This is a genomic window from Enterococcus sp. AZ050 (assembly GCF_051715085.1).
In the GTDB taxonomy this organism is placed as follows: Bacteria; Bacillota; Bacilli; order Lactobacillales; family Enterococcaceae; genus Enterococcus; species Enterococcus faecalis.
In genome coordinates, this window is sequence record NZ_JBIOTC010000001.1 from 1,072,193 (window position 1) to 1,095,156 (window position 22,964).

Sequence of the window (22,964 nt, forward strand, 5' to 3'; positions counted from 1 at the left end):
TTCTTTTTTATAAAACATTTTTCCTTCTTCCAATCATAAAAATTGCTTCTAAAACCGCTCCCCCTAATGCACGAGCTTTGTCGGAGATCGTCAAGCAATCGACTTTCTCAACTGGTCGAGGATCTACATCTGCACACTTCAACCCTTGACAGCATATTACCTTTTCTGAAATCAATCCTCTCAAAGTCCCTGTCAAAGGCGAATAAACTGGAACCTGATCGATTAAAAATAATGCTTCCCCTTTCAACACGAGATCCCCGATGTTTTTAAGGTGGATAACTTGTCCTGAAGCAGGGGCATGGACAACTCGTTCCGCACTTTTTCCGCCAATTTCACCTGGAATACCTGTATTAGGTAAAGCTGTTCCTTCAAAGTATAAACGTCCCAACCTATGTCCACGCATTGTCTCAATCACAACATCGACATCTTGCGGTGCTGAAAAGCCTGGTCCTAAAGCAATCGTAATCGGTGCCATTCCTCGATGCGTACCTAAATTTTTCTTAGCCAAAATCGCATCGATAACAATCAGTGGTTTCAATTGTTGAATAGCACTTGCTGTTTGATCGACAAAAACAGGCAGCTTATTTTGCTGCCAACATTTCGCGCAATCCTTTAATGAAGTAATTCGAACAGCAACCAAATCTTCCACTCTTTGTTCTTTCTGGAAAATAGCATCACAAACTGAAACAGTCCGCCGAATGGCCAGAGGACATTCTGTTTCTAATACTAGTATTTTAAAGCCAACGTGCCATAATTTTTGGATAACACCTGTCGCTAGATCGCCCCCTCCGCGAACAATCACTAATTTTTCTTGGATGTTTTGACTGATTTCTCCCATAAAATAAGTCCTTTCTCTAATTCCATATTGCAAGCAATAATCTTGTCTAATTTTTCAAAACAGCTTTTGGGTAATTGAAGACAGACATTCATCGCTTGAACGAACTCTCTTCGCGTATGGGTTTGATTTAAACACAAAATTCGTTGGCCTTGGCTCTCTTTAAACAATCCTTTTGGATGAGCAATGAGTTGAGCTAACAATGTTTCTGTGATTGGTTCTTGTAGTTGCGCATCGGTTAATTCCAAAAAAAGCGGCAACCGATGAATGGTCGTTTCATCTACCTTTTGACCAATCACAGAAATCGGAAGCACACCAATTGTGGTGGTTGTTTCTTTTAATATCACGGGTTCATAAGAAGACCAGCCTTTCAAAGGTCGTTGTTTGGACCCATCCGCTTCTAAAAAAACTTTCGTGAAGTGCTGAAACAATGTTTGAAACGAGGTCATTGCAGGCATCGTTAGTTTTGTTTGGTTGTTGATAGCGGTTCCTGCTAAAGTGATTCCGCAGATATTCGGCGTTATTTTTTCAAAATGGTTTGTATAAAAATAATCATACAATTGACGTTGGGGAAACCCAATTTTTGTAGTTGTACTAACCAGAACAGCTTCCTTTCGATATGTTTTTGCTAGCGCCCACATTAAGCTTGTTTTCCCACCACTACCAACAATCGACACAATCTCCTTTCCTTGTAAATCAAAACACTTTTTTAAGGACTCCACAGTTGGTACCTCCTTTCCCCAAGGTCATTTTTCACAGAAAAAATAGAGGCTACGCGTACTTTTGCTTCTTCTAAAAAACATACACTGTGAGTTATTTCCGCTTCATTAATGAGTAAACCGATCCCACAACCATCCGTCAATGATGGTGGCAAAGTAAAGGCGCGAACAGCCACCTTTCTTGCCAACAGTACTTGTTCCGCCTGAACAGCATAATGTGTATTCGGAAAGGTTAGCAAATACTCCATCTTTTCACCTTCTTTTTTTGTTAAAGCGTAATTACTTTAGCCGCTTGATTCATTGTTTCAACAATTTCGTACATATTAGTAATAGAGCCGATAGCTAAGGTGTCTGTTAAATGATAAAAATCTAAACAGGCCCCACACGTTTGAATCGTGGTTCCCTTCTCCGCTAATTGTTGCAAATCAGCTAAGGTGTTCGCTGCTTGATTCGTTAAAAACGCCCCTCGATTAAAGAATAATAGCTGTGTAGGAACAGTTTCTGCTTCTGATAAAGATTGAAGATAACTTTTCATTAATAGTCGTCCTAGCTGCTCGTCTCCAGTACCTAATTGATCGGAGCCAATCGTAATTACTAAATCTGTTGCTGACTGACTTGTTTGTTGAGTCGCTTCTTCAGGTACCGTAATTTTGACAGAGAAAACCGTGGCTTCTATCTGCTTCGCAGTCAAAGTGGCCTGTTTTTTAGCAGCTAATTTTTTCAAATTTTCAACAGCTACTTCGTTATCGACTAAAACCTCGATAGTGCCTCCAGCTAAACCTAACTCCGCCAAAGCTTTTTTTGTTTCAATCACAGGTATTGGGCAAGGTTTCCCCAATGCATCTACTAATTTCATATTTGGCCCTTCTCTCTATAAAAGTACTACTGCTTGTTGTTCTTTTGGCAGAACCTCGCCAATAATTTTGGCAACAGGGTCCTCTTTTTGAATAGCTGCTAAACAGGCTGCCGCTTCATCAGCAGCGACACTAATTAACAGTCCGCCAGATGTTTGTGGATCAAACAAAAGTTCTTGCATTTCCATAGAAATTTTTGAATAATCGATTGTCGTTCCGATTGTTTGTCGGTTTCTTTGCCCAGCTGCAGTGACTAAACATTCTGCGGCGTAGGCCAACGCTCCTGTAATGGTTGGTAATGCTTCTGTATCAATCAGTAATGTTACCTGATTATCAGCCATTTCTTTCGCATGAATTAATAGACCAAACCCAGTCACGTCAGTACAAGCATGTACTGCGTAGGATCGAGCATTCGCAGCGGCATATTTATTTAAACGTTCCATCGAATCTTGTGCGATTTTTTGTTCCGTCTGCTTCGCCAATTGCCCCCGAACAGCCGCTTGAATAATTCCTACACCTAATGCTTTAGTTAAAATCAAGACATCCCCCACCTGTGGCGTATTATTATGCCACAAATTTTCTGGATGAACTTCTCCAGTTACCGCTAAGCCATACTTAGGTTCATGGTCATAAATCGAATGGCCTCCCGCCAGTAAAGCACCCGCTTCCTTTAATTTTAAACTGCCACCCAAGAGCATTTGTTCCAACCATTCTTTTGACATCTTTTGTGGAAAACAAACAAGATTTAGCGCATAAAGGACTGTACCGCCCATGGCATAGACATCACTTAAAGCATTAGCGACCGCAATTTTTCCAAATGATAACGGATCATTGACCATTGGTGAAAAAAAATCAACCGTTGAAATCAAAGCTTTTTCAGGCGTTATTTGGTAAACCGCGGCGTCGTCGGCATGTTCAAATCCGACGAGTAGCCGCTCATTTGCCGGTGTTTCGGGTAAGTGTTGCAACAATTGATTCAGTACACGGGATTCAATTTTTGCCCCGCAGCCACCTGATGTACATTGTGATAAAAAATCCATGCTGTCCGCTCCTTCTCAAATTAGTAGTTCTTGTAAAGCGTGAATTGTCCAAGTAATTTCTTCAGGCGTTGTCTGCCAACCAAAGCTAAAACGTAAGGTGCCAGTTGCTAAAGTCCCAGCTGTTTCATGGGCTAATGGTGCACAATGCAAACCTGCGCGCGTCATAATGCCATATTGTTCTGCTAGTTGCTGTGCCACCACTGTTTCTTCCTGATTCCACAGTGTGATAGAAACAACAGGGACAGTTTGTGCCACGTCCTTGGTTCCTAAAATTGTGACAGGTAACCCTGATAAACCATTTAAAAAATTCTGCATTAAGGTTCGTTCATGCTTTTGAATCGCTGCTAAACCAATTTTATTCAACTCTTTAACAGAACTATTTAAGCTTAAAATACCTAAACTGTTTAACGTACCAGCTTCAAATTTATCTGGTAAAAAAGAGGGTTGATCAAAGGAATTAGAATGGCTACCAGTGCCGCCCGTTATCAGTGGTTTGACCGCTTCAGCCCCTCGCTCACTAAAAGCTAACCCACCAATACCTGCTAATCCATATAAGCTTTTATGTCCAGTAAAGGCTAGCACATCAATGGCCATCTGAGTCATTTTTATTGGTAGAAAGCCCGCCGTTTGAGCTGCATCCAAAACGGTTAATACTCCTTTCTGTTGGGCCCATTGAAAACATTCTTCAATGGGTAAAATGGTGCCTAAGACATTGGATGCGTGTGTCATCACCAAGGCTTTTGTATTCGTTCGCCAGGCTCGCTGAATATCTTCTACATCTAACAGACCCGTTTTTTGACAAGCAACATACGTCACTGAAATGCCTCGTTCTTTCTCAAGCAAGTGAAGAGGTCTGGCTACTGCATGATGTTCTAACATAGTCGTAATCACATGGTCGCCAGGTTGTAAAATCCCCGCTAATGCAAGATTTAAGGAAGTTGTTGCGTTATTCGTAAACGTAATCTGAGCCGCACTGGGTGCCTGAAAAAAGTCTGCTAACAATTGACGTGTCTCTAAAAGAGGAAGCCCCTCTCTCAGCAAAGGGGCATTTCTTCCGTAATTCATGAACTGATTTTCTGCTAAATAGGCAGTCAAAGCCTCAATGGTTGCTGGAAATTTTTTATAGGAAGTCGCTGCATAATTTAAATAAACCAAATCCTTCATACGATTTTCCTCTCTAACTATTGGTTTCTTGAATTAATTTTCTGTACTCTTCTGGCGTATCGATATCTTTCAAACGGCCAGGAGTCGCTATTCTCAGCATCTGAACTGCTTCTGGAAAGCGTTCATAAATCATGCGTCCGCCTTTTTCACCAGTCAATGTTAATAGTTCTTGTCGAAATTGATTACCGAATAATACTGGACTACTAGGACAGCCATCTTTTTGTAATGGCACTACAATTTTATTTCTCTGACATTTATCTAACACGGGTTGTAGCATTTTAGGTGTTAACAATGGTTGATCACTAGGTAAGTATAAATAGCCAGCTCCCCGAGCTTGTTCGGTTCCTAAACGAATACTGCTACTTTGCCCTTCTTGCCATTGATGATTGAGAATCACCTGAATGTTCTTAGGTAAAGGAAACGCTGGCTGATTCTCAGGCGAAACAACTAAAATCCGTTCTAATACGTCTAATTGATTCACTAAGGTTAACGTGTGCTCTAAAAATGTTTTTCCTTGATATTTTAAGAACAATTTATTTTGGCCCATCCGTTGTGAATTGCCCGATGCTAGAATAATGACACTAACGAGTGACATGAGTTGTCTCCTTTTATCTTTTTTTCTTTTGATAAGGGGTATTTTCTAAAGGCAGACTTGGTCGTAGCTGACCATCCAAGGCAAAATATGCGCCTGCTAAAGCTGGTGCGGTAGGGATCGTTGCTAACTCACCTACGCCTTTAATTCCATAGGCTAAACCTTCGTGAAGATTGTCAGCATGAACCAAAATTGTTTCGATTGGTGGTACTTGAGTGGCGTTCACTAATCCTAGCGTTGCATATTTTGCTTTAACATAGCCTTCTTCTAAGGCAAATTTTTCAGTTAAAGCATACCCCATGCCCATCGCAATCCCACCTTCAATTTGACCTTCAGCAGCTCGTGGATTCACCACTTGCCCCATATCATACGCAGCCACAAATTTAGCTACTTTTCCTTTGTCATCTAGAATAGCTACTTCAGCAGCATAACCATAACCAGCATGACTAACTGGACTTTTTTTATCATTAATTAATGGATCCGTTTTCGCTGAATATTCCCCATAAAATTCTTCACCTTCCAAATCACTTAAAGCACGTCCCATATCAAGTTCATACCGTAATTGCATTGCCGCTCTTCTAGTTGCTTCTCCTGTGAAGAGTGACTGCCTCGAAGCCGTTGTCGTTCCTGAATTCGGTGTTCTTCTCGTATCAGGGGCTTCCGCAACAATCATTTCTGGTGGTAAATTTAATGTTTCACAGGCAATTTGCGTCGTAACGGTTGCCATCCCTTGACCGATACAAGCAGCACTTGTGCGGACATGTATTTTTCCTTCTTCAACAGAAATAATACAACGCCCTGTATCAGGTAGCCCCACACCCACGCCACTATTTTTAAAGAAACTAGAAATTCCAGCAACTTCCGCTTGTTCATAGACGTCTTTAACTGCTAACAAGGCTTCTTTTAACGCCGCATTTTTCGAGACCAATTGTCCATTCGGTAAAGTATCTCCTGGGGCGACGGCATTTTTAAAGCGTATTTCCCATGGTGATAGTCCGACTTTTTCTGCTAACAAGTTTAAATTACTTTCAATTGCAAAAGCCGTTTGGCAAACACCAAATCCACGAAATGCACCTGCTGGCGGATTATTAGTATATACAGCAAACCCTTCCACATCAATCGTTTGATACTTGTAGGGACCTGCCGCATGTGTACAAGCCCGTTGCAATACTGGTCCTCCTAAAGAAGCATAGGCCCCAGTATCCGCATAAATCACTGCTTTCATTGCAGTTAAATTGCCTTCTTCATCACAGCCGGTCGTAAAGTCCATTTCCATGCCATGGCGTTTAGGATGAACCATCAAACTTTCTTCACGGCTTAGCAGTACTTTTACTGGTTTCTTCAATAACCAAGCGGCTAAGGATGCATGATGCTGAACACTCATGTCTTCTTTTCCACCAAAACCACCACCAACAAGTTTTGATTGAACATGAATTTTTTCCTTGTCCAGTCCTAACATCCGAGCCACTTCCCGTTGTTCATCATAGATACTTTGACCCGCACTAAAGAGCAAAATGCCCTCACCTTCAGGCTGTGCAATCGCACACTCGGGTTCCATAAAGGCATGTTCGTTAATTGGTACGGAATAATGTTCTGTCACTATAAACGCAGAATTTGCTAATACTTCCTCTGCATTGCCACGTACCAAGTGTTCATGAGACAAGATATTGCCCTTTTCATGAATAGCTGGTGCACCTTCTGCTAAAGCAGCTTCACAAGAAGTAAGCGGTATCATTTCTTCGTAATCAACTTCCACTAAATTTTTTATCTCTGGTAAGGTTTCTTTTCTTTTTGAAACAACGAGTGCCACTGCATCCCCAACGTACCGTGTTATTTCTCCTTCTGGAATCATTACATCCCAATCGGAAATAAATTCTAAATGACCAATTTTATTATTTCCTGGAACGTCTTTAGCTGTGAACACAGCCACACAGTCAGGATGCGCCAACGCTTGGGTACTATCGATTGATAGAACTTTTGCACGAGGATAGGCACTCCGCAAAGCAGATGCATGAAGCATTCCTTCTATGTCAATGTCATCTACATAAATCCCTGTGCCTAATGTTTTCTCTACTGCATCGACCCGTTGGAAGTCTTCCCCTAATTTACCATTTGAATGTTCTTCCGGAATGCTCGTTTCTTCACAAAACATTTTAGCAGCTAACTGAATGGCTTCTATTATTTTCACATATCCTGTACAACGACAAATGTTTCCTCGTATAGCTTTTTGAATGTCTTCTTTTGTGGGTTCGGGTTTCTTGTTCAATAATCCTTGTGCCGAAATAACCATCCCAGGGATGCAATACCCGCACTGAACTGCACCCGTTTTTGCAAACGCATAGGCATAAACATCTTTTTGCCGTTGGCTTAAACCTTCGATTGTCGTGACTTCTTTACCAGCTAATTTTTCTAGAGTAAACAAACACGCTTTGGAAGCCTTTCCATTTACTAGCACCGTACATGCGCCGCAAGAGCCTTGGTTACAACCATCTTTTGTTCCAGTTAGGCCCAGATCCTCCCGCAAAAAGTCCATTAATTTTTTGTTTGTTTCACAGGTTTCACTTTGACCATTTACAATAATTGAATACATTTCTTGCACCTCGATTTCTGATATAGTTTAGTGTTCAATCACCTAGATTATACCACAAATCTTCGTTCTAAAAATTATTTTTTAGCAAAAAAACTTTTTTATTTAACTCAAAAGTCCTCATTATTGATAGCGCTGTTGAATTAATTCTCCCGCGATGCTAATCGCTAACTCTTCTGGTGTTTCGGCTGCAATGTCTAAGCCAATTGGCATGAAAATTCTTTCAATTTCAGTCATTGTATAACCGACCTCTTTTAACCGTCGAACTTGTGAAGCAATTTTGTGTTTGCTCCCCATCACACCAATATATTTGGCTGGTGTTTCCAATAACTGTTTGGCAACGATGAAATCAAAATTGTGTCCTCTGGTAATTACTATACCATAATCGTCCGCCGTTATTTCAATAAACGCAGCTAAATTTTCTAAAGGAATAACCCGTAGTTCCTCAGCTTGTGGAAAAGCTTGTGCCGTCAAAAATTCTGGACGATCGTCCACTACAACGCAATAAAACGATAAATAGTTTAAAATAGGTACCAATGCGCGTGCGACATGACCACTTCCAAAAATATACACTTTCCCTACTTGGAGGATCGCTTCTGTTAAAAAAGTGATTTCCTCTTTTTGCTCACAATAGATACCTTTAGGTAGCAAACTTAATTCCCCCTCCCAAGAAGTGGAACCAATCAATTTGCCTGTTTCACTATAAAAGGATACTTTTCCTAAATTGTTTTGATCTAGTTCAGTCATTAACCAACCTTGTTGATTATTTTGAAAATGCGTTTCTATGGACTCACACAACTCTTTTAAAAATGGCGTTTCCCATGAAAGATAATGGAAAAAAATCGTGACATTTCCGCCACAGACCATGCCTAAATCAGCAATATTATTCGGGGCTAAAATAAATTGACGTTGTGCATTTTCTTTCTCAATAAGTAGCTTTTTTGCCACTTGTTCAGCCTGAAATTCAACCGCGCCACCACCAACAGTTCCGGCTATTCTACCTTCGGCGGAAACCAGCATTCTAGCCCCTTGACTTCGTGGTGTAGATCCTGAACTTGTACCAATCGTTAATAACATCGTGTCTTGCTTTTCCAATATTGCCTGTTTCAAACGCTGAAATACTTCTCTCATTTCAGTTCCTCCGATACTACATCCTGTTCTTTAAATATTTCTTCAAAGCATGCCTCTACCTGTTGATACACTTTTTTCTCAAATAAAAGATATTGATCAATCAACTCTTTTCCTTGATCCGTAACAATTGACCCGCCACCATTACAACCACCAACACTTTTGATAATTAATGGAAAAGATAGCTCTTCTTCAGCTACCCGCACAATCCGCCATGCCTTATTATAAGACATTTTCATCTCTTTTGCCGCTAAGTTTAGTGACCCAGTTTGCTGAATTTTTTGTAAAACTTCGACAACGCCAGGACCAAAAAAGTTCCGATTTGTTTTTAATTTTAAGTTTAAGGAATACGTAAACATCTTCTCCTCCTTTATTCGTTCATTTTTTTATAGATAACGTAAGGGAAAAAGGATACGAAAGCTTACTCACTTTCGTATCAAAAAAAGCAATCTTCACTCAAGTGCTACGCGCTTTTTTGGTTTTAAAATGACATTTAAAAGGACTGCTACCAAAGTGGTTAAGATAACTTCCGAATTACCGAAAATCGTTGTTACCCAAGTTGGAAAACCAGCTAAGCTTCCAGTAGACAATGTGACACCAATTCCAAATGCTAGAGCTGTTCCGACAACCCCAGTATTTCGAGGAGTCATTTCCTGAGAAGCAATCATCCGAATACCTGTCATAGAAATAGAAGCAAAAACTGAAATCGTTGCGCCACCAATTACCGCGTAAGGAATCGTAGTTAATAACGCAGCTACTTTCGGAACAAAACCAGCAATTAATAATATAACTGAAGCGAAAACCAGAACATACTTATTAATCACTTTTGTTACCGTAACCAGACCAACATTTTGTCCAAAAGTTGCCACTGGGATTGATCCAAATAAACTACCAATAAAGTTAGTGAAACCACTCCCCATAATTCCGCCAGATAATTCTTCATCCGTTGCATCCCGATCCATTGCCCCAACCGTTGTTGCTGTAAATTGACCGATGGCTTGAACAGCATCAACAATAAACATCACCACAAGCGTAAAGATTGGTACCAATTGAAAATCCAGTCCAAAGTGAAACGGGGTAATTACCTGAACGATTTTAGCATTTTGAACTGGCTCAAAACTAACCATCCCTAAAGCTAAAGAAATCAAATAACCAATAACCATTCCGTTTAAAATTGCTGATAACTTCAAAAATCCTTTTGCAAAATAATTGAAGTAAAAGACAATCGCAAAGGTTAATAATGCAACTAACCAATTCCGGGCTGAACCAAAATCAGCACTACCAGCTCCTCCTGCCATATACTTAATCGCAACAGGAAACAGGGATAGGCCAATACTTAAAATAACCGTTCCTGTTACTAAAGGCGGAAACAACACACGGATTTTTTTAATGAACAAACCAACAATAATAACAAGAATACTGCCAACTAATTGGGAACCAAAAATTGCTGCAATCCCAAAATCAGCTCCGATGGCCATCAAAATCGGTACATACGCAAAACTTGCACCCATCATAACTGGTAACCGTGAACCCACTTTTCCAAAAATAGGGAAAAGTTGAATTAACGTGGCAACTGCTGAAAAAATCAATGATGTTTGAATCAAAATAGTTGTATCACTAGGACTTAATTGGCAAACTTTGGCAATCATGATTCCCGGTGTGACAATCCCTACTACTGCTGCGACAACGTGTTGCAATCCCATCGGAATTGCTTCAGAAATTGATAGTTTCGCATCATATTCAAATAATGCTTGCTCTTTTTTTTCATTCATAGGATCGTTTCCTTCTTCTTTTTATTCTAAAAGGATTGTTTCCCTTAATCAGTAAAGAATGCAATCCTTTTTCCCTCAGAAACATCTTAAAAATTATCCTTTGACAGCAACTGCTTCAATTTCAAATAAACCATCTTTTGGCAACTTGGCTACTTCTACACAAGAACGTGCAGGCAAAACTTCTGAAAAGTAATTCCCATAGATTTCGTTAATTTTGCTAAAATCAGACATATGTTGTAAAAACACCGTTGTTTTCACAACATTATCATAGGTCATCTCGACCTCTTTTAAAATCGAACCTAAATTGATAAAAGCTTGTTTTGCTTGTTCTTCCACTGTAGTCTTCATTTCGCCCGATTGAGGATCTAATCCTAGTTGTCCAGAAATGTACAACGTATTTCCCGCTAAGACAGAATGTGAATAAGGACCTACAGCAGCTGGTGCCTGTGCAGAATTAATCATTTTGTTTGTCATCGTTTTCCTCCATTCTATGATTCTTTATTTTCAATTAAAGTCCCTGTTTTTCCAGATAATCCTTCTTTGGCTTTTTCTAATAACGTAATCAATGTTTTTCGACCTGTCTTAGATTCAGCAAACTTAATCGCTGCTTCAACTTTTGGTAACATTGAACCTGGAGCAAACTGACCTTCTTGCGCATATTGTTTCATTTTTTCTGTTGAAATATTCCCTAGGGCTTCTTGATTTTCTTTACCAAAATTAATACAAACTTTTTCAACTGCTGTTAAAATCACGAGCAGATCAGCATCCACTTGTTCAGCCAGTCGTTCACTACAAAAATCTTTGTCGATAACTGCATTTACACCTTTTAGTCGGTTCCCTTCTTGAATGACTGGGATGCCACCACCGCCGCCAGCAATGACTGTTTGGCCAGCATCAACCAATGTTTGAATCGTGAGAAGTTCGACAATATTTTTTGGTTTAGGAGAAGCGACGACTTGGCGATAACCACGGCCAGCATCTTCCATCACTTGTATATTTTTTTCTTTGACTAATTGTTCTGCTTCTTCTTTTGTCATGAAGCGACCAATTGGTTTCGTTGGTTTTTTGAACGCCGGATCATTTTCATCCACGACCACTTGAGTGACTATGGTGGTGACGGCTTTACTTATATTTCGTTGACGCAACTCTTCTTGTAGCGCATTCTCTAAATCATAGCCAATGTAACTTTGACTCATGGCTACGCACATGGATAACGGAACAACTGGATATTGTGGATTATTAAAGGAAAATTCTTCCATAGCTAATTGAATCATCCCCACTTGAGGACCATTGCCATGAGATAAAATAACTTCATATCCTGCTTCAATCAAATCTGCAATCGCTTTGGAGGTCTGTTTTACGGCAGTCATCTGCTCCGTCAAATTATTTCCTAAAGCATTGCCACCTAAAGCTACTACGACGCGTTTGCCCATTGCTTCACCTCATTTTCTGTTTTATAAAAAGGACGATGCTTTTTCTTTTTCACAACGAGTTTTCGTATTAACTGTCTGTTGTCGTTGCATGAAGTCAACGCACATGACTAAGCGTTCTTGACTCGAGACAATCACACATTCATGAATAGACTTGGGAAGGTCTTATTTGTTCATGTTGAAGAGGCAACTTCTAATGATTCATTGTGTAAAGAAAAAGCATCTGTCTTCATGCCAAATTCATTATTTTACTTCTCTTGGTGTCGCTTTATCCGCTAAGTCTGTTAAGGTTTTTTGCGGATTTTTTACTTTACTTAAGAAAATCATAGCCGCAATAACATACGGTTTGTAGCTAGCTTCTTTGTAAAGTTCGACCCGATAACGATCGAAAACAGAAGCTTCCACTTCACCTTCTTCACAACTTACACCAGTAATATCAGCTGGTAGACAATGCATATACAAAGCTTTGCCGTCTTTCGTTGTTTTCATCAATTCTTCTGTACATTCCCAATCTTTGTGCTTTTTATTTTGAGAAAGTAATTCTTGTTCTAATTGATCAATTCCTGCTTGGTCACCATTGCCATATAATTCAGTTCGCTTTTCCATTGCCGCAAAAGGTGCCCAGCTTTTCGGATAAACAACATCCGCATCTTTGAATGCTTCTGCCATACTATTCGTTTTAGTAAAGTTTCCACCAAATTCTGCTGCATTTTTCTTCGCAACTTCTTCTACTTCTGGCATAATTTCATAACCTTCTGGATGTGCTAAGACGACATCCATTCCTAAGCGGGTCATTAGACCAACAATTCCTTGAGGAACAGATAATGGTTTTCCATAAGATGGTGAATACGCCCAAGTCATGGCAACTTTTTTCCCTTTCAGGTTTTCAATGCCACCAAATTCATGAATTAAATGCAACGCATCCGCCATTGCTTGCGTCGGATGGTCAATATCACATTGTAAATTCACTAACGTTGGACGTTGTTCTAATACCCCATCTTTATATCCTTCTTGGACAGATTCTGATACTTCGTGCATGTAAGCATTGCCTTTACCAATGTACATGTCATCACGAATACCAATGATATCAGCCATAAAAGAAATCATGTTTGCTGTCTCACGAACAGTTTCTCCGTGAGAAATTTGACTTTTTCCTTCGTCTAAATCTTGAACTTCTAAGCCCAAAAGATTACACGCTGAAGCGAAACTAAAACGTGTTCTTGTAGAGTTGTCGCGGAATAAAGAAATCCCCAAGCCACTATCAAAGATTTTAGTTGAAATATTATTTTCTCTTAAATAGCGTAATGTATCGGCAACTGTGAAAACAGCTTCTAATTCATCTCTTGTTTTTTCCCAAGTTAGGAAAAAGTCATTTTCGTACATTTTTTCAAATTCTAATTTATCTAATTTCTCAATATATTCTTTAAACGTTTCCATTCCATCTGCTCCTTTTTTCTTGTCTAATAATCCTTTACTTAACCACAATAGACCGTTGGTAATGCCGCATAAACGGCTGCACAACGAACCAAATCATCTTTCCAAGTTTTTTCATTTGGTGCATGTGCTTGTGCTTCCGCCCCTGGCCCGAAACCAATACAAGGAATGCCATTACGTCCCATAATTGAAACGCCATTTGTTGAGAAGGTCCACTTATCTAACAATGGGCGTTCTTCACGCATTTCCACTGTTTCTACAGAGCCTTTCCGTGTTTCTCCATAGAGATTTTTATGCGTTTCCATCAAGGCTTTTGTTACATCATGATTTTCTGGAATTACCCACGTTGGGAAATAACATTCAATTTCATAAGTTAAATCAGTATAAGAAGGACGATCATAGTTGTACATTGAAACCGTCACATCATCTCCATATTTTTTAACAGCTGGTAAATTACGAATTTCTTCTAAACAACTTTCCCAAGTTTCTCCAGCTGTCATTCGACGGTCTAGTGAAACGGTACAGCCATCCGCAACAGCACACCGACTTGGTGAAGAATGGAAAATTTGCGAAACAGTCACCGTACCACGTCCTAAGAAACGGGCTTCTTGCCACTCTGGATTGTACTTAGGATCTAACATACGAACTAAACCACGAATCGCTGTGCTTTCTGTATCTCCATTGTTGTTTAAGGCACGAACATCTTGTAAGATATCCGCCATTTTGTAAATGGCATTATCTCCACGTTCTGGTGCTGAGCCATGACACGAAACGCCTTTGACATCAACTTTAATTTCCATTCGGCCTCGTTGACCACGATAAATCCCACCATCTGTTGGCTCTGTTGAAACAACAAATTCTGGACGGATACCGTCTTCTTTGATAATGTACTGCCAGCATAAACCGTCACAGTCTTCTTCTTGGACAGTAACTGTTACCAAAGCAGTGTATTTTTCTGATAATAGACCTAAATCTTTCATAATTTTAGCGCCATAAATAGCTGAAACAATCCCGCCTTCTTGGTCAGATGTACCGCGACCACCGATCTCAGTTTCTGTTTCATAACCATCGTAAGGATCAAATTTCCAGTTACTCATTTCACCAATTCCGACAGTATCCATGTGCCCATCAAAAGCAATTAATTTTTCACCAGACCCCATATAACCAAGTAAATTTCCTTGAGGATCAATGTCAATTTTATCGAAACCTAATTTTTCCATTTCGGCTTTTGCTCGCGCAATTTTGTTGCCTTCTTCTGCACTTTCTCCTGGAATTTTGACAAGGTCTCTTAAAAATTTGACCATATCTTCTCTGTAACCTTCTGCTGCTGCATTTACTGCATTAAAATCCATTCCTTTTACCTCCATAAAATTTTTTTATAATTGTCTGGATCAGTGTCCCCTTCGGTAGAAAACATTAAAACGTTTGACGTCTCATCCAGTTGCAATGCCTCACGTAATTCTTGATAGTCGGGATCTTGCATCACTGTAGCTACTAAGCCCATTGCTACTGCCCCAGATTCGCCTGATACAACTTGCGGATCCCCTTTTAATGGCGCGCCCAACATACGCATTCCTTTTTCAGAAACCCAATCTGGTGCTGAAACAAAGAAGGATGTATGATTTTTTAGAATATCAAAAGAAATCGTATTAGGTTCTCCACATGCTAGGCCAGCCATAATTGTCTGTAAATCACCATCGACAAAGCGAATTTCTCCGTCTTTTTTAATTGCTGATTGATATAAACAGTCAGCCGCCTGTGCCTCAACTACGACCATAATCGGTGGGTTTTCTGGAAAAGCATTAGCAAAATAACCAATCACCGCCCCAGCTAAACTGCCGACACCAGCTTGAACAAAAACATGACTAGGTCGTTCAGAGCCAAATTTTCTTAATTGTTGAGAGGCTTCTAACGCCATCGTTCCATATCCTTGCATAATCCAAGTTGGAATTTTTTCATATCCGTCCCAAGCGGTGTCTTGAACCATGACACCGTTTTCAGTTTCTTCGGCCATTTTATTAGCCATTCGCACACATTCATCGTAATTAACTTCTTCGATTGTGACGGTTGCGCCTTCTTTTTCAATATTTTCTTTTCTCGTCTGTGTTGAACCCTTCGGCATGAGTACAACTGATTTTTGACCTAATTTATTCGCAGCCCAAGCGACTCCTCGTCCATGGTTGCCATCAGTTGCTGTAAAAAACGTAGCTTGTCCAAAAGCTGATCGTAATTGATCAGAAGTTAATTCATCATATGTTAGTTCCGAAACATCTTTCTTTAATTTTTCGGCAATATAGTTAGCCATGGCAAACGAACCACCTAAGACTTTAAAAGCATTTAAACCAAAGCGATAAGATTCATCTTTAACAAAGAAATCATTTAACCCCAGATACGCGGCCATATGATTCAATTCTGCTAATGGTGTTTCTGAATACTGTGGAAAACTTTTGTGAAAAGCCAAAGCTTTCTCAATTTTTTCTTTAGACATCAGAGGTAAGTACTTATCCTCCGTCTTCGGCATTTCATTTGCTGTCCATTTAATTTTTTCCAAAAATACTTCTCCTCCTTCTATTTTTAAGTTGCTTTACGAAAAACAAATTTTCCTTGATTTGCCAAGATGACTTGCCCAGCTTCAGCAACTTTTTGACCTCTTAAATAAACCATTCGAGCCTGTCCTTGTGTTTCAAATCCTTCATACGGCGTATAATCGACATTTTGTAACTGCGTTCTCGCAGCAATCACGCCGGTTGTTCTAGGATCCCAAACAACTAAATCGGCATCACTGCCTTCTTGCACCACACCTTTTTGTGGATACATCGAGAATTGTTTAGCAATATTTTCAGAAAGCAAAGCAACCATTTTTTCCAAGGTGATTCGGCCCTTCGCCACACCTTCCGTGTAAATTAATTCTGGTCTCGTTTCAACACCTGGCATCCCATTGGGAATTTTACTAAAATCATCTTCGCCAACTGTTTTTTGTCCGTGAAAATTAAAACTGCAGTGATCTGTCGATATTGTATTGATTGCCCCCTCTTTAATCCCTTGCCACAAAGCCTGTTGATCCTCTCGTTTGCGTAGTGGCGGTGAGCAGACATATTTTGCTGCTTCAAAATTAGGCGCATCATACAAGTGATCATCTAGTAAAAGATATTGAGGGCAAGTTTCTACATAGACTGATTGTCCTCTTTGACGAGCCCGTTCCACCGCTTCTAATGATCGTTTTGTGCTTAAATGCACAATATTAACCGGCAAATCAGCCATTTCCGCTATCATCAAATATCTTGCTACCGCTTCTGCTTCAACAGCCGCCGGTCTTGATAACGGATGATAGTGCGGGGCTAACTTTCCTTGAGAAACATATGATTGGATTAATTCATCTACTAAATCACCATTTTCACAATGAACGCCTAACATTCCATTAACTTTTTTTATTTCCTTCATCGCTTCAAAAATTTCCGCATCTGTGGTCCGTAAGTTATCATAAGCCATATACATTTTGAAGGAAGTAATACCTGCAGCAACCATTTCCTGAATTTCAGCAGCTATCGTTGGTTTCCATTCAATCATGGACATATGGTAAGTATAATCACATGAACTCTTGCCTTCAGCCAATTGATTCCAAGTAGCTAAACAGTCTTTCAATGAGCCACCTTTATTAGGTGTAGCCATATCAATAACCGTAGTCGTACCTTTGGCCACCGCCGCTTGGCTGCCAGTAGTAAAGTTATCCGCCGTACTTAACGAACCTTTGCCATTATTTAATTCCAGATGCGTGTGCGCATCAATAAAGCCTGGTAATACATAACACCCCGTAACATCCTCAATCTGAGAATTTTCTACTGGTAAATTTGCCCCTATCTCTACAATTTGCTCGCCGTCAATTCGAATATCCAATTGACGACGATTATATGCAGATACGACGGTTCCACCTTTGAGCAGAATAGACATCTATTTATCCCCCAGTCGTAAATTTCCTTTTATGCTTGCATACAATAAGCATATTCTTCAATCATAGTTACCATTAATGCGATTAAATCTTCTGGTACATCTAATCCTTGATCCGTTAATTGAATTGTTGACACCGTTCCCCATAAACGCAGTAAACAAATTTTATCCACAGGATTTTGAACATAGAAACCTGAATTAGTACTGTCATAAAAATCAGCTTCACTGTTAAATAAGGTAAATTTGTCTTTGTAAGGGGCACTTGCATAAGGGCAAAATGTTTCACAGTTGCCACATTCGTTACACATCCGATCAACATGAACAATTTGTGGTTTTCCTTCGACGTACACAACAATATTTGCTCGGTTTGGACAGACATCCATACAAGATTCACAAATTGTGGAGCATTCTAAGCAACGACTAGCTTGACTACAAGACATCTCGTCTGTCACAAGGATACCTCGTTTGTTTCTAACAAATGCAACATCACTATTTAAATTATCTTTTTCATAGTGATGATTGTGGACAAGACAAATATTATTGGCCGCTTTGGTTGCATCAGCGATTGCTTCAACTATTGTGGCTGGTCCTAAATTAGCGTCACCAATGACATAGATGCCTGGTATATTTGTCTCCAATGTTTCTTGATTTGAAACGACTTTCCCATAGGTGTCCGTGTGAATGCCTAATGCTTGGTAAAACTCTGTATCTACTTTTTCACCAACAGCGGCAATCACTGTATCAGCAGGAATATCAATCATTTCTCCTGTACCAACTGGACGACGGCGTCCAGAAGCATCTCGTTCACCTAGGACCATTTTTTCACAAGTTAATTGTTGATTTTCATGTTTAATTGGCGAAAGTAATTCTAAAAAGTCGACACCATCTTCTAAGGCTAAATAAAGTTCTTCTTCATCTGCTGGCATATTGCGTTTATTCCGACGATAAACCACTGAGACTTTTTTAACACCAGGTAATGTTGTGGCTGCACGAGCACAGTCCATGGCTGTATTTCCGCCACCAACGACGACAATCTGTTCTCCATAAGGATTAATTGTTGGATTTTCTCGGTTTGCTTTTAAAAATTCTAACGAGTTCAATGCTCGACCAGATTCTAAACGAAGGACCCCATGTTTCCATGCACCAATGGCATAAATAACATTCGTATAGCCTTGGTTTTTCAATTCCGCCAATGATGGCGCCTCTTGTCCTGTACGGAATTCGGCTCCCATAAATTCCGCTAACTGAACGTCTTTTTGAACAGATTCCATAGAAATTCGAAATTCTGGTACAATCTGGCTACAAACGCCCCCAATTGTCTCGGATTTTTCAAACACAGTAACAGGCATGCCTTCACGTGCTAATAAATACCCAGCAGAGATCCCTGCAGGGCCTCCACCCACAACAGCTGTTTTAGGTGCATTTTCTTTTGGCTGTGGCTTTTCTAGTGTCGTCAATAATTCATCATAAGCATGTTCAGCTGCTTCTAACTTCACTTCCCGAATATGAATAGATTCTTCATAAAATTGACGTGTACATTTAGTCATACAAGGATGTGCACAAATGGTTCCAGTAATAAAAGGCAACGGATTTTTATCGACAATTACTTGCAAGGCCTTTAAATAATTGCCTTCACTTACATAACGAAGGTAAGCAGGAATATCCTGATTGATTGGACAACCACCGTCACTTCGACAAGGAGCGATATAACAATCTGTTAGTGGAACTGTTTTTCTTAGTTTGGTACTTTCTGGTAATTTAATTGATTTTTGGTAACGCGCTTGTGTTTTAGCTTTCTCAACAACTTGGGCTAATTTATCCAAGTTGACATGAACCATCTGAGGATATTCTGCTGCGCTTAATACATTAGCAACTTGATTCATTCGTTGATAGCCACCAGGTTTCAACAGCGTCGTTGCCATAGTGATTGGCCAAATACCAGCATCAAATATTTCTTTACTATTGAAAATATCTGCACCGCCAGAATAAGAAATTTGTAGTTTCCCATCAAATGCTTCTGATAATTTTTGTGCCAATGAAATACTAAGAGGAAATAGCGAACGTCCTGACATGTACATTTCATCACCAGGTAATTCATTTGCTGCAATCGTTACCGGGAAAGTGTTCGTAATTTTAACTCCGAAGCTTAGATTTTTACTATTGGCTAATAATTGCAGACGTTGTAACATCGGTACTGCTTCTTCAAATTGTAAATCTTCTTTAAAATGGTGATCGTCAAAAACCATATAATCAAACCCTAGCTCATCCATCGTTTGACGCGCATATTCATAACCTAACATGGTTGGATTACATTTAATAAAGGAATGGAGCCCTTTTTCACTTAATAAATAGGCCGCAATTCGTTCAATTTCGTCTGATGGACAACCGTGTAAAGTCGACAGCGTAATAGAATGACAGACTTTAGGACTAATTGCTTCGATATATAAGTCATCTACTTTTTTAAAATAAGATAGATATTTTTTGGCAGCTGCTTGGCATTCCGCCCAAATCGGCGTTCCTTCTGCGTTCTGCATTTCGTAAATATAACGATCAATTTTTGGTGATTGAATCCCTGCCAAATCATAGCCAACACTCATGTTAAAAATGAAACCATTCGGGTCACCTAGCTCGAACTCTTTACTCAGTAACTTCAAAACAAACCATGCTTTGACGTATTCATCATAAGCTTGGGGAACGCGCAATTCTGTGGACCACTCAACGTTGTAACATTCATCCGCTGCTGCGATACATGGTTTACTCACTGGTAAATCTTCTCCATCCAGTATCTGGACTGTCTTAACTTCAAAAAAACGAGAACCTGTTAAATAGGCCGCAATAATATTTTGTGCTAATTGTGTATGAGGACCTGCTGCTGGACCACAAGGGGTTTCCATTTTTTCTCCAAATAACGAAATCGTTTTTGTAGGATCCGCATGATAAAATTTACGAATGCCAAAAATTGTGCCATCTTGTTGATACTCACTAAAAATCCAATTTAATAAAGCCTCAATTGAGATGGGATGCATAATATCACTCATTAACGTCACTCCTTTTATTTATAATGAAAGCTATTGATTTACTCGTTTCCAGAAAGATTGTGCTTGCGTTTGCGCATCATGCCAAACTTTCTCTTCATCAATTCCTTGAACTTCACGATTACGCATCCGAATTTCTCCATTAATCACCGTGTCAGTAACCATCCCACCATTCATGCCGAATAAAATGTGCATGTTATAATTCTCTTTTGTCATTGGTGTCGAGCCATGATAATCAACAATAATGACGTCTGCTGCTGCATCAGGTTCTAAAACGCCTAGCTTTGTTTTAAAATAGCGATTAGCCATTTGCGGATTATTATCAAACAGCATTGCGGGAATTTCTGCCCAAGCTGCATTTGGATCAGCTAAATGATGTTTGTGGATAACATTTCCTACCTTATAAGATTCCGTCACATCATTCGTATAACCATCTGTGCCAAGACCCATCAAAATACCATACTCATTAAACATGCGCATTGCAGGTGGGCAACCGACCGCATTCCCCATATTCGACTCTGGATTCGTGACCACCATTGTGTCTGTATCTCTTAGTAATTCCATCTCATGAGGTCCAATATGGATGCAATGGCCTGCCATTGTCTGTTTTCCTAAAATTCCTAAATCAAATAATCGGTTCACAATCGGCTTCCCATATTTTTTCAAAGAATCATGAACATCGGCTAAATCCTCTGCAATATGAATATGATAACCAATCCCATCTGGCGTATTGGCTGCACATAATTCTAAAGAAGCATCTGATAAAGTAAAGGCTGCATGCATACCCATCATCGCTTTTTGCATATCATCATTTCTTAAGGAACTGGCTTTAATAAAGGCGGCATTTTCTTGAACTGCTTCCCGCATTTTCTGCTCACCATCGCGATCAGAAACTTCATAACAAAGGCAGGTCCGAATCCCTAACTCGTCCGCTGCATTAGATAATTGGGTTAAACTCCCTGTAATTTCTCCGTAACTAGCATGATGATCAAAGACAGTTGTAACACCGTTGCGAATACTATCTAAATAAGCAACCTTACCACTTTGATAAGTGTCTTCTAATGTCAAGGCACGATCAATTCGCCACCATTGATCTACCAAAATATCCATGAAATTTTTAGGATGATAATTCGTTAAACTTAACCCACGTGCAAAGGTACTATAAATATGATTGTGCATGTTAATAAAGCCTGGCATAATCACTCCACCTTTAGCATCAATAAATGTCGCTTCTGGATAAGCTTGTTTTAATTCTTCTGTCGTTCCGACTTGTTTCACAACTTGACCATCAATCGCCACACACCCATTTTCAAAAAAATGATTCTGCGCATCCCGAGTGATTAAACGCCCATTTCCAATTAATAACATGTATTCTCCTCCTATTTTTCAACCTATTCCCCACAAGTGGCAAACGCTTACAAATCAATCGCTCAATCATTCACGAATATAGCTTGATTAGCTTTGCTAATCTACATTCCTTACGAAAAGCATTTGAAGCGCTTGCATTTTTTTACTAACGAACTCATTAACTTAATTAAAGTATATCACCTTACCTTAAAAAAAACAATGCTACCTAAAAAATATTTTTTAGAATTTTGACAGCCGTTATCTTGTATTATTATTTTTATCATGCTATCATTATTTTTCAGAACAGGTAGTATGCGACATTAAAGGATTTAGCCCTGCCTATTCCATTTAAAAATATTATGTTAAATTTGACACAATCTTATAAAAACTGTTTGTGCCAGGCACATTAGAAAGGAGCTTATTTATGTTATCCGACGAAAAACTTACTTTTTTAACACAAATTGCTAAAGGTTTAGCTGGTCAATTTGGTGAAAACTGCGAAGTCGTTATCCACCAAATCAATGAAGACAATATTAACAATTCTATTGTTTCCATTGAAAATGGTCATGTCTCTTCTCGTCATCTGGGCGATGGACCTTCTCAAGTAGTCTTAGAAGCCTTAAAAAAAGACCCTAGTGAGTTGAATGATCATATTAACTATCTGACCCGCACCCATGATGGTCGTATTTTAAAATCTAGTACAATGTATTTTAAAGATGAGAATGGTCAACTCGATGGTATTTTTGCTATTAACTACGACATCACTACATTGATTGCTGCAGAGTCGAACTTAAAATCTTTGATTTCCACTGCAGAACCTGAAGAAGATAAAGACCCTGATTACATTCCTCAGGATGTTAATGAGTTGTTAGACGATTTAATTCACGAATCAGTCAAATTAGTTGGCAAGCCGGTCCCATTAATGACGAAGGACGATAAAATCAAGTGTATTCAATTTTTAAATAATAAAGGCGCCTTCTTAGTCACTAAATCTGGGGACAAAGTTTCTAACTTCTTCAATATTTCTAAATATACGCTATACAGTTATATTGATGCGAAATAAAAATGGAAATCGATGGACG

20 protein-coding genes are annotated in these 22,964 nt (G+C 39.4%); 1 reads left to right on the plus strand and 19 read right to left on the minus strand.

Features of this window, described 5'->3' with window-relative positions; all coding sequences use genetic code 11:
* Positions 1–7: 7 nt before the first annotated feature.
* The 19 genes from yqeB to ssnA form a co-directional block, all read right to left on the minus strand.
* On the minus strand, positions 8–838 hold the full coding sequence (gene yqeB / locus IGJ04_RS05105) for a selenium-dependent molybdenum cofactor biosynthesis protein YqeB (RefSeq protein ID WP_010707250.1): 831 nt from the start codon (positions 836–838) through the stop codon (positions 8–10).
* Entirely contained in the window at positions 802–1,557 is a 756-nt protein-coding gene (yqeC, locus tag IGJ04_RS05110) for a selenium cofactor biosynthesis protein YqeC (RefSeq protein ID WP_438840001.1), read from the minus strand. The genes yqeB and yqeC overlap by 37 nt, the downstream gene beginning before the upstream one ends.
* Positions 1,545–1,802, minus strand: a complete 258-nt coding sequence (locus IGJ04_RS05115; RefSeq protein WP_010713179.1) for a DUF3343 domain-containing protein — start codon at positions 1,800–1,802, stop codon at positions 1,545–1,547. Before IGJ04_RS05115 ends, yqeC begins: the two co-directional genes overlap by 13 nt.
* A 20-nt stretch (positions 1,803–1,822) precedes the next feature.
* Positions 1,823–2,410, minus strand: a complete 588-nt coding sequence (gene yedF, locus IGJ04_RS05120) for a sulfurtransferase-like selenium metabolism protein YedF (RefSeq protein WP_002367122.1) — start codon at positions 2,408–2,410, stop codon at positions 1,823–1,825.
* 15 nt (positions 2,411–2,425) lie between these two features.
* Entirely contained in the window at positions 2,426–3,448 is a 1,023-nt protein-coding gene (gene selD, locus IGJ04_RS05125) for a selenide, water dikinase SelD (RefSeq protein WP_002362241.1), read from the minus strand.
* A 15-nt stretch (positions 3,449–3,463) separates the two neighbouring features.
* Complete coding sequence (sclA, locus tag IGJ04_RS05130) at positions 3,464–4,612, minus strand: selenocysteine lyase SclA (protein ID WP_438714411.1); 1,149 nt, start codon at positions 4,610–4,612, stop codon at positions 3,464–3,466.
* 13 nt (positions 4,613–4,625) lie between these two features.
* Positions 4,626–5,207, minus strand: a complete 582-nt coding sequence (gene mocA / locus IGJ04_RS05135) for a molybdenum cofactor cytidylyltransferase (RefSeq protein ID WP_010707246.1) — start codon at positions 5,205–5,207, stop codon at positions 4,626–4,628.
* A 13-nt stretch (positions 5,208–5,220) separates the two neighbouring features.
* On the minus strand, positions 5,221–7,794 hold the full coding sequence (gene xdh / locus IGJ04_RS05140) for a selenium-dependent xanthine dehydrogenase (RefSeq protein ID WP_010707245.1): 2,574 nt from the start codon (positions 7,792–7,794) through the stop codon (positions 5,221–5,223).
* Positions 7,795–7,914: 120 nt separating this feature from the next.
* On the minus strand, positions 7,915–8,922 hold the full coding sequence (locus IGJ04_RS05145; RefSeq protein WP_010713177.1) for an XdhC family protein: 1,008 nt from the start codon (positions 8,920–8,922) through the stop codon (positions 7,915–7,917).
* The gene (locus IGJ04_RS05150; RefSeq protein WP_438840002.1) at positions 8,919–9,278 is read right to left on the minus strand and encodes a winged helix-turn-helix domain-containing protein; all 360 of its coding nucleotides are present in this window, start codon (positions 9,276–9,278) and stop codon (positions 8,919–8,921) included. Before IGJ04_RS05150 ends, IGJ04_RS05145 begins: the two co-directional genes overlap by 4 nt.
* A 93-nt stretch (positions 9,279–9,371) precedes the next feature.
* On the minus strand, positions 9,372–10,691 hold the full coding sequence (locus IGJ04_RS05155) for a nucleobase:cation symporter-2 family protein (RefSeq protein WP_002356594.1): 1,320 nt from the start codon (positions 10,689–10,691) through the stop codon (positions 9,372–9,374).
* A 93-nt stretch (positions 10,692–10,784) separates the two neighbouring features.
* Positions 10,785–11,165, minus strand: coding sequence for a RidA family protein (locus IGJ04_RS05160; RefSeq protein WP_002362244.1), 381 nt, complete (start codon positions 11,163–11,165; stop codon positions 10,785–10,787).
* 14 nt (positions 11,166–11,179) lie between these two features.
* On the minus strand, positions 11,180–12,124 hold the full coding sequence (gene arcC / locus IGJ04_RS05165; RefSeq protein ID WP_010828946.1) for a carbamate kinase: 945 nt from the start codon (positions 12,122–12,124) through the stop codon (positions 11,180–11,182).
* A 240-nt stretch (positions 12,125–12,364) separates the two neighbouring features.
* Entirely contained in the window at positions 12,365–13,558 is a 1,194-nt protein-coding gene (gene ygeW, locus IGJ04_RS05170; RefSeq protein WP_002359643.1) for a knotted carbamoyltransferase YgeW, read from the minus strand.
* 38 nt (positions 13,559–13,596) lie between these two features.
* A complete protein-coding gene (locus tag IGJ04_RS05175; protein WP_002362247.1) occupies positions 13,597–14,922 on the minus strand; it encodes a YgeY family selenium metabolism-linked hydrolase in 1,326 nt (441 codons plus the stop codon).
* Entirely contained in the window at positions 14,913–16,106 is a 1,194-nt protein-coding gene (dpaL, locus tag IGJ04_RS05180) for a diaminopropionate ammonia-lyase (RefSeq protein WP_002356589.1), read from the minus strand. The genes IGJ04_RS05175 and dpaL overlap by 10 nt, the downstream gene beginning before the upstream one ends.
* A 23-nt stretch (positions 16,107–16,129) precedes the next feature.
* Complete coding sequence (gene hydA, locus IGJ04_RS05185) at positions 16,130–17,503, minus strand: dihydropyrimidinase (RefSeq protein ID WP_137207814.1); 1,374 nt, start codon at positions 17,501–17,503, stop codon at positions 16,130–16,132.
* Between the two features lie 29 nt (positions 17,504–17,532).
* The gene (ygfK, locus tag IGJ04_RS05190; RefSeq protein ID WP_438840003.1) at positions 17,533–20,538 is read right to left on the minus strand and encodes a putative selenate reductase subunit YgfK; all 3,006 of its coding nucleotides are present in this window, start codon (positions 20,536–20,538) and stop codon (positions 17,533–17,535) included.
* A 30-nt stretch (positions 20,539–20,568) separates the two neighbouring features.
* Entirely contained in the window at positions 20,569–21,903 is a 1,335-nt protein-coding gene (ssnA, locus tag IGJ04_RS05195; protein WP_085443241.1) for a putative aminohydrolase SsnA, read from the minus strand.
* Between the two features lie 403 nt (positions 21,904–22,306).
* Here ssnA and IGJ04_RS05200 point away from each other — a divergent pair, with 403 nt between their 5' ends.
* The gene (locus tag IGJ04_RS05200; RefSeq protein ID WP_002381503.1) at positions 22,307–22,945 is read left to right on the plus strand and encodes a helix-turn-helix transcriptional regulator; all 639 of its coding nucleotides are present in this window, start codon (positions 22,307–22,309) and stop codon (positions 22,943–22,945) included.
* Positions 22,946–22,964: the final 19 nt, after the last annotated feature.

Excerpts from the sequence above, each read along its gene's own strand:
- selD (WP_002362241.1), bottom strand. The coding sequence starts at position 3,448 with ATGGATTTTTTATCACAATGTACATCAGGTGGCTGCGGGGCAAAAATT.
- mocA (WP_010707246.1), bottom strand. The coding sequence starts at position 5,207 with ATGTCACTCGTTAGTGTCATTATTCTAGCATCGGGCAATTCACAACGG.
- yqeB (WP_010707250.1), bottom strand. The coding sequence starts at position 838 with ATGGGAGAAATCAGTCAAAACATCCAAGAAAAATTAGTGATTGTTCGC.
- IGJ04_RS05160 (WP_002362244.1), bottom strand. The coding sequence starts at position 11,165 with ATGACAAACAAAATGATTAATTCTGCACAGGCACCAGCTGCTGTAGGT.
- IGJ04_RS05200 (WP_002381503.1), top strand. The coding sequence starts at position 22,307 with ATGTTATCCGACGAAAAACTTACTTTTTTAACACAAATTGCTAAAGGT.
- ygeW (WP_002359643.1), bottom strand. The coding sequence starts at position 13,558 with ATGGAAACGTTTAAAGAATATATTGAGAAATTAGATAAATTAGAATTT.
- xdh (WP_010707245.1), bottom strand. The coding sequence starts at position 7,794 with ATGTATTCAATTATTGTAAATGGTCAAAGTGAAACCTGTGAAACAAAC.
- sclA (WP_438714411.1), bottom strand. The coding sequence starts at position 4,612 with ATGAAGGATTTGGTTTATTTAAATTATGCAGCGACTTCCTATAAAAAA.
- IGJ04_RS05150 (WP_438840002.1), bottom strand. The coding sequence starts at position 9,278 with ATGTTTACGTATTCCTTAAACTTAAAATTAAAAACAAATCGGAACTTT.
- ygfK (WP_438840003.1), bottom strand. The coding sequence starts at position 20,538 with ATGAGTGATATTATGCATCCCATCTCAATTGAGGCTTTATTAAATTGG.
- yedF (WP_002367122.1), bottom strand. The coding sequence starts at position 2,410 with ATGAAATTAGTAGATGCATTGGGGAAACCTTGCCCAATACCTGTGATT.
- IGJ04_RS05145 (WP_010713177.1), bottom strand. The coding sequence starts at position 8,922 with ATGAGAGAAGTATTTCAGCGTTTGAAACAGGCAATATTGGAAAAGCAA.
- IGJ04_RS05115 (WP_010713179.1), bottom strand. The coding sequence starts at position 1,802 with ATGGAGTATTTGCTAACCTTTCCGAATACACATTATGCTGTTCAGGCG.
- IGJ04_RS05175 (WP_002362247.1), bottom strand. The coding sequence starts at position 14,922 with ATGGAGGTAAAAGGAATGGATTTTAATGCAGTAAATGCAGCAGCAGAA.
- hydA (WP_137207814.1), bottom strand. The coding sequence starts at position 17,503 with ATGTCTATTCTGCTCAAAGGTGGAACCGTCGTATCTGCATATAATCGT.
- arcC (WP_010828946.1), bottom strand. The coding sequence starts at position 12,124 with ATGGGCAAACGCGTCGTAGTAGCTTTAGGTGGCAATGCTTTAGGAAAT.
- IGJ04_RS05155 (WP_002356594.1), bottom strand. The coding sequence starts at position 10,691 with ATGAATGAAAAAAAAGAGCAAGCATTATTTGAATATGATGCGAAACTA.
- ssnA (WP_085443241.1), bottom strand. The coding sequence starts at position 21,903 with ATGTTATTAATTGGAAATGGGCGTTTAATCACTCGGGATGCGCAGAAT.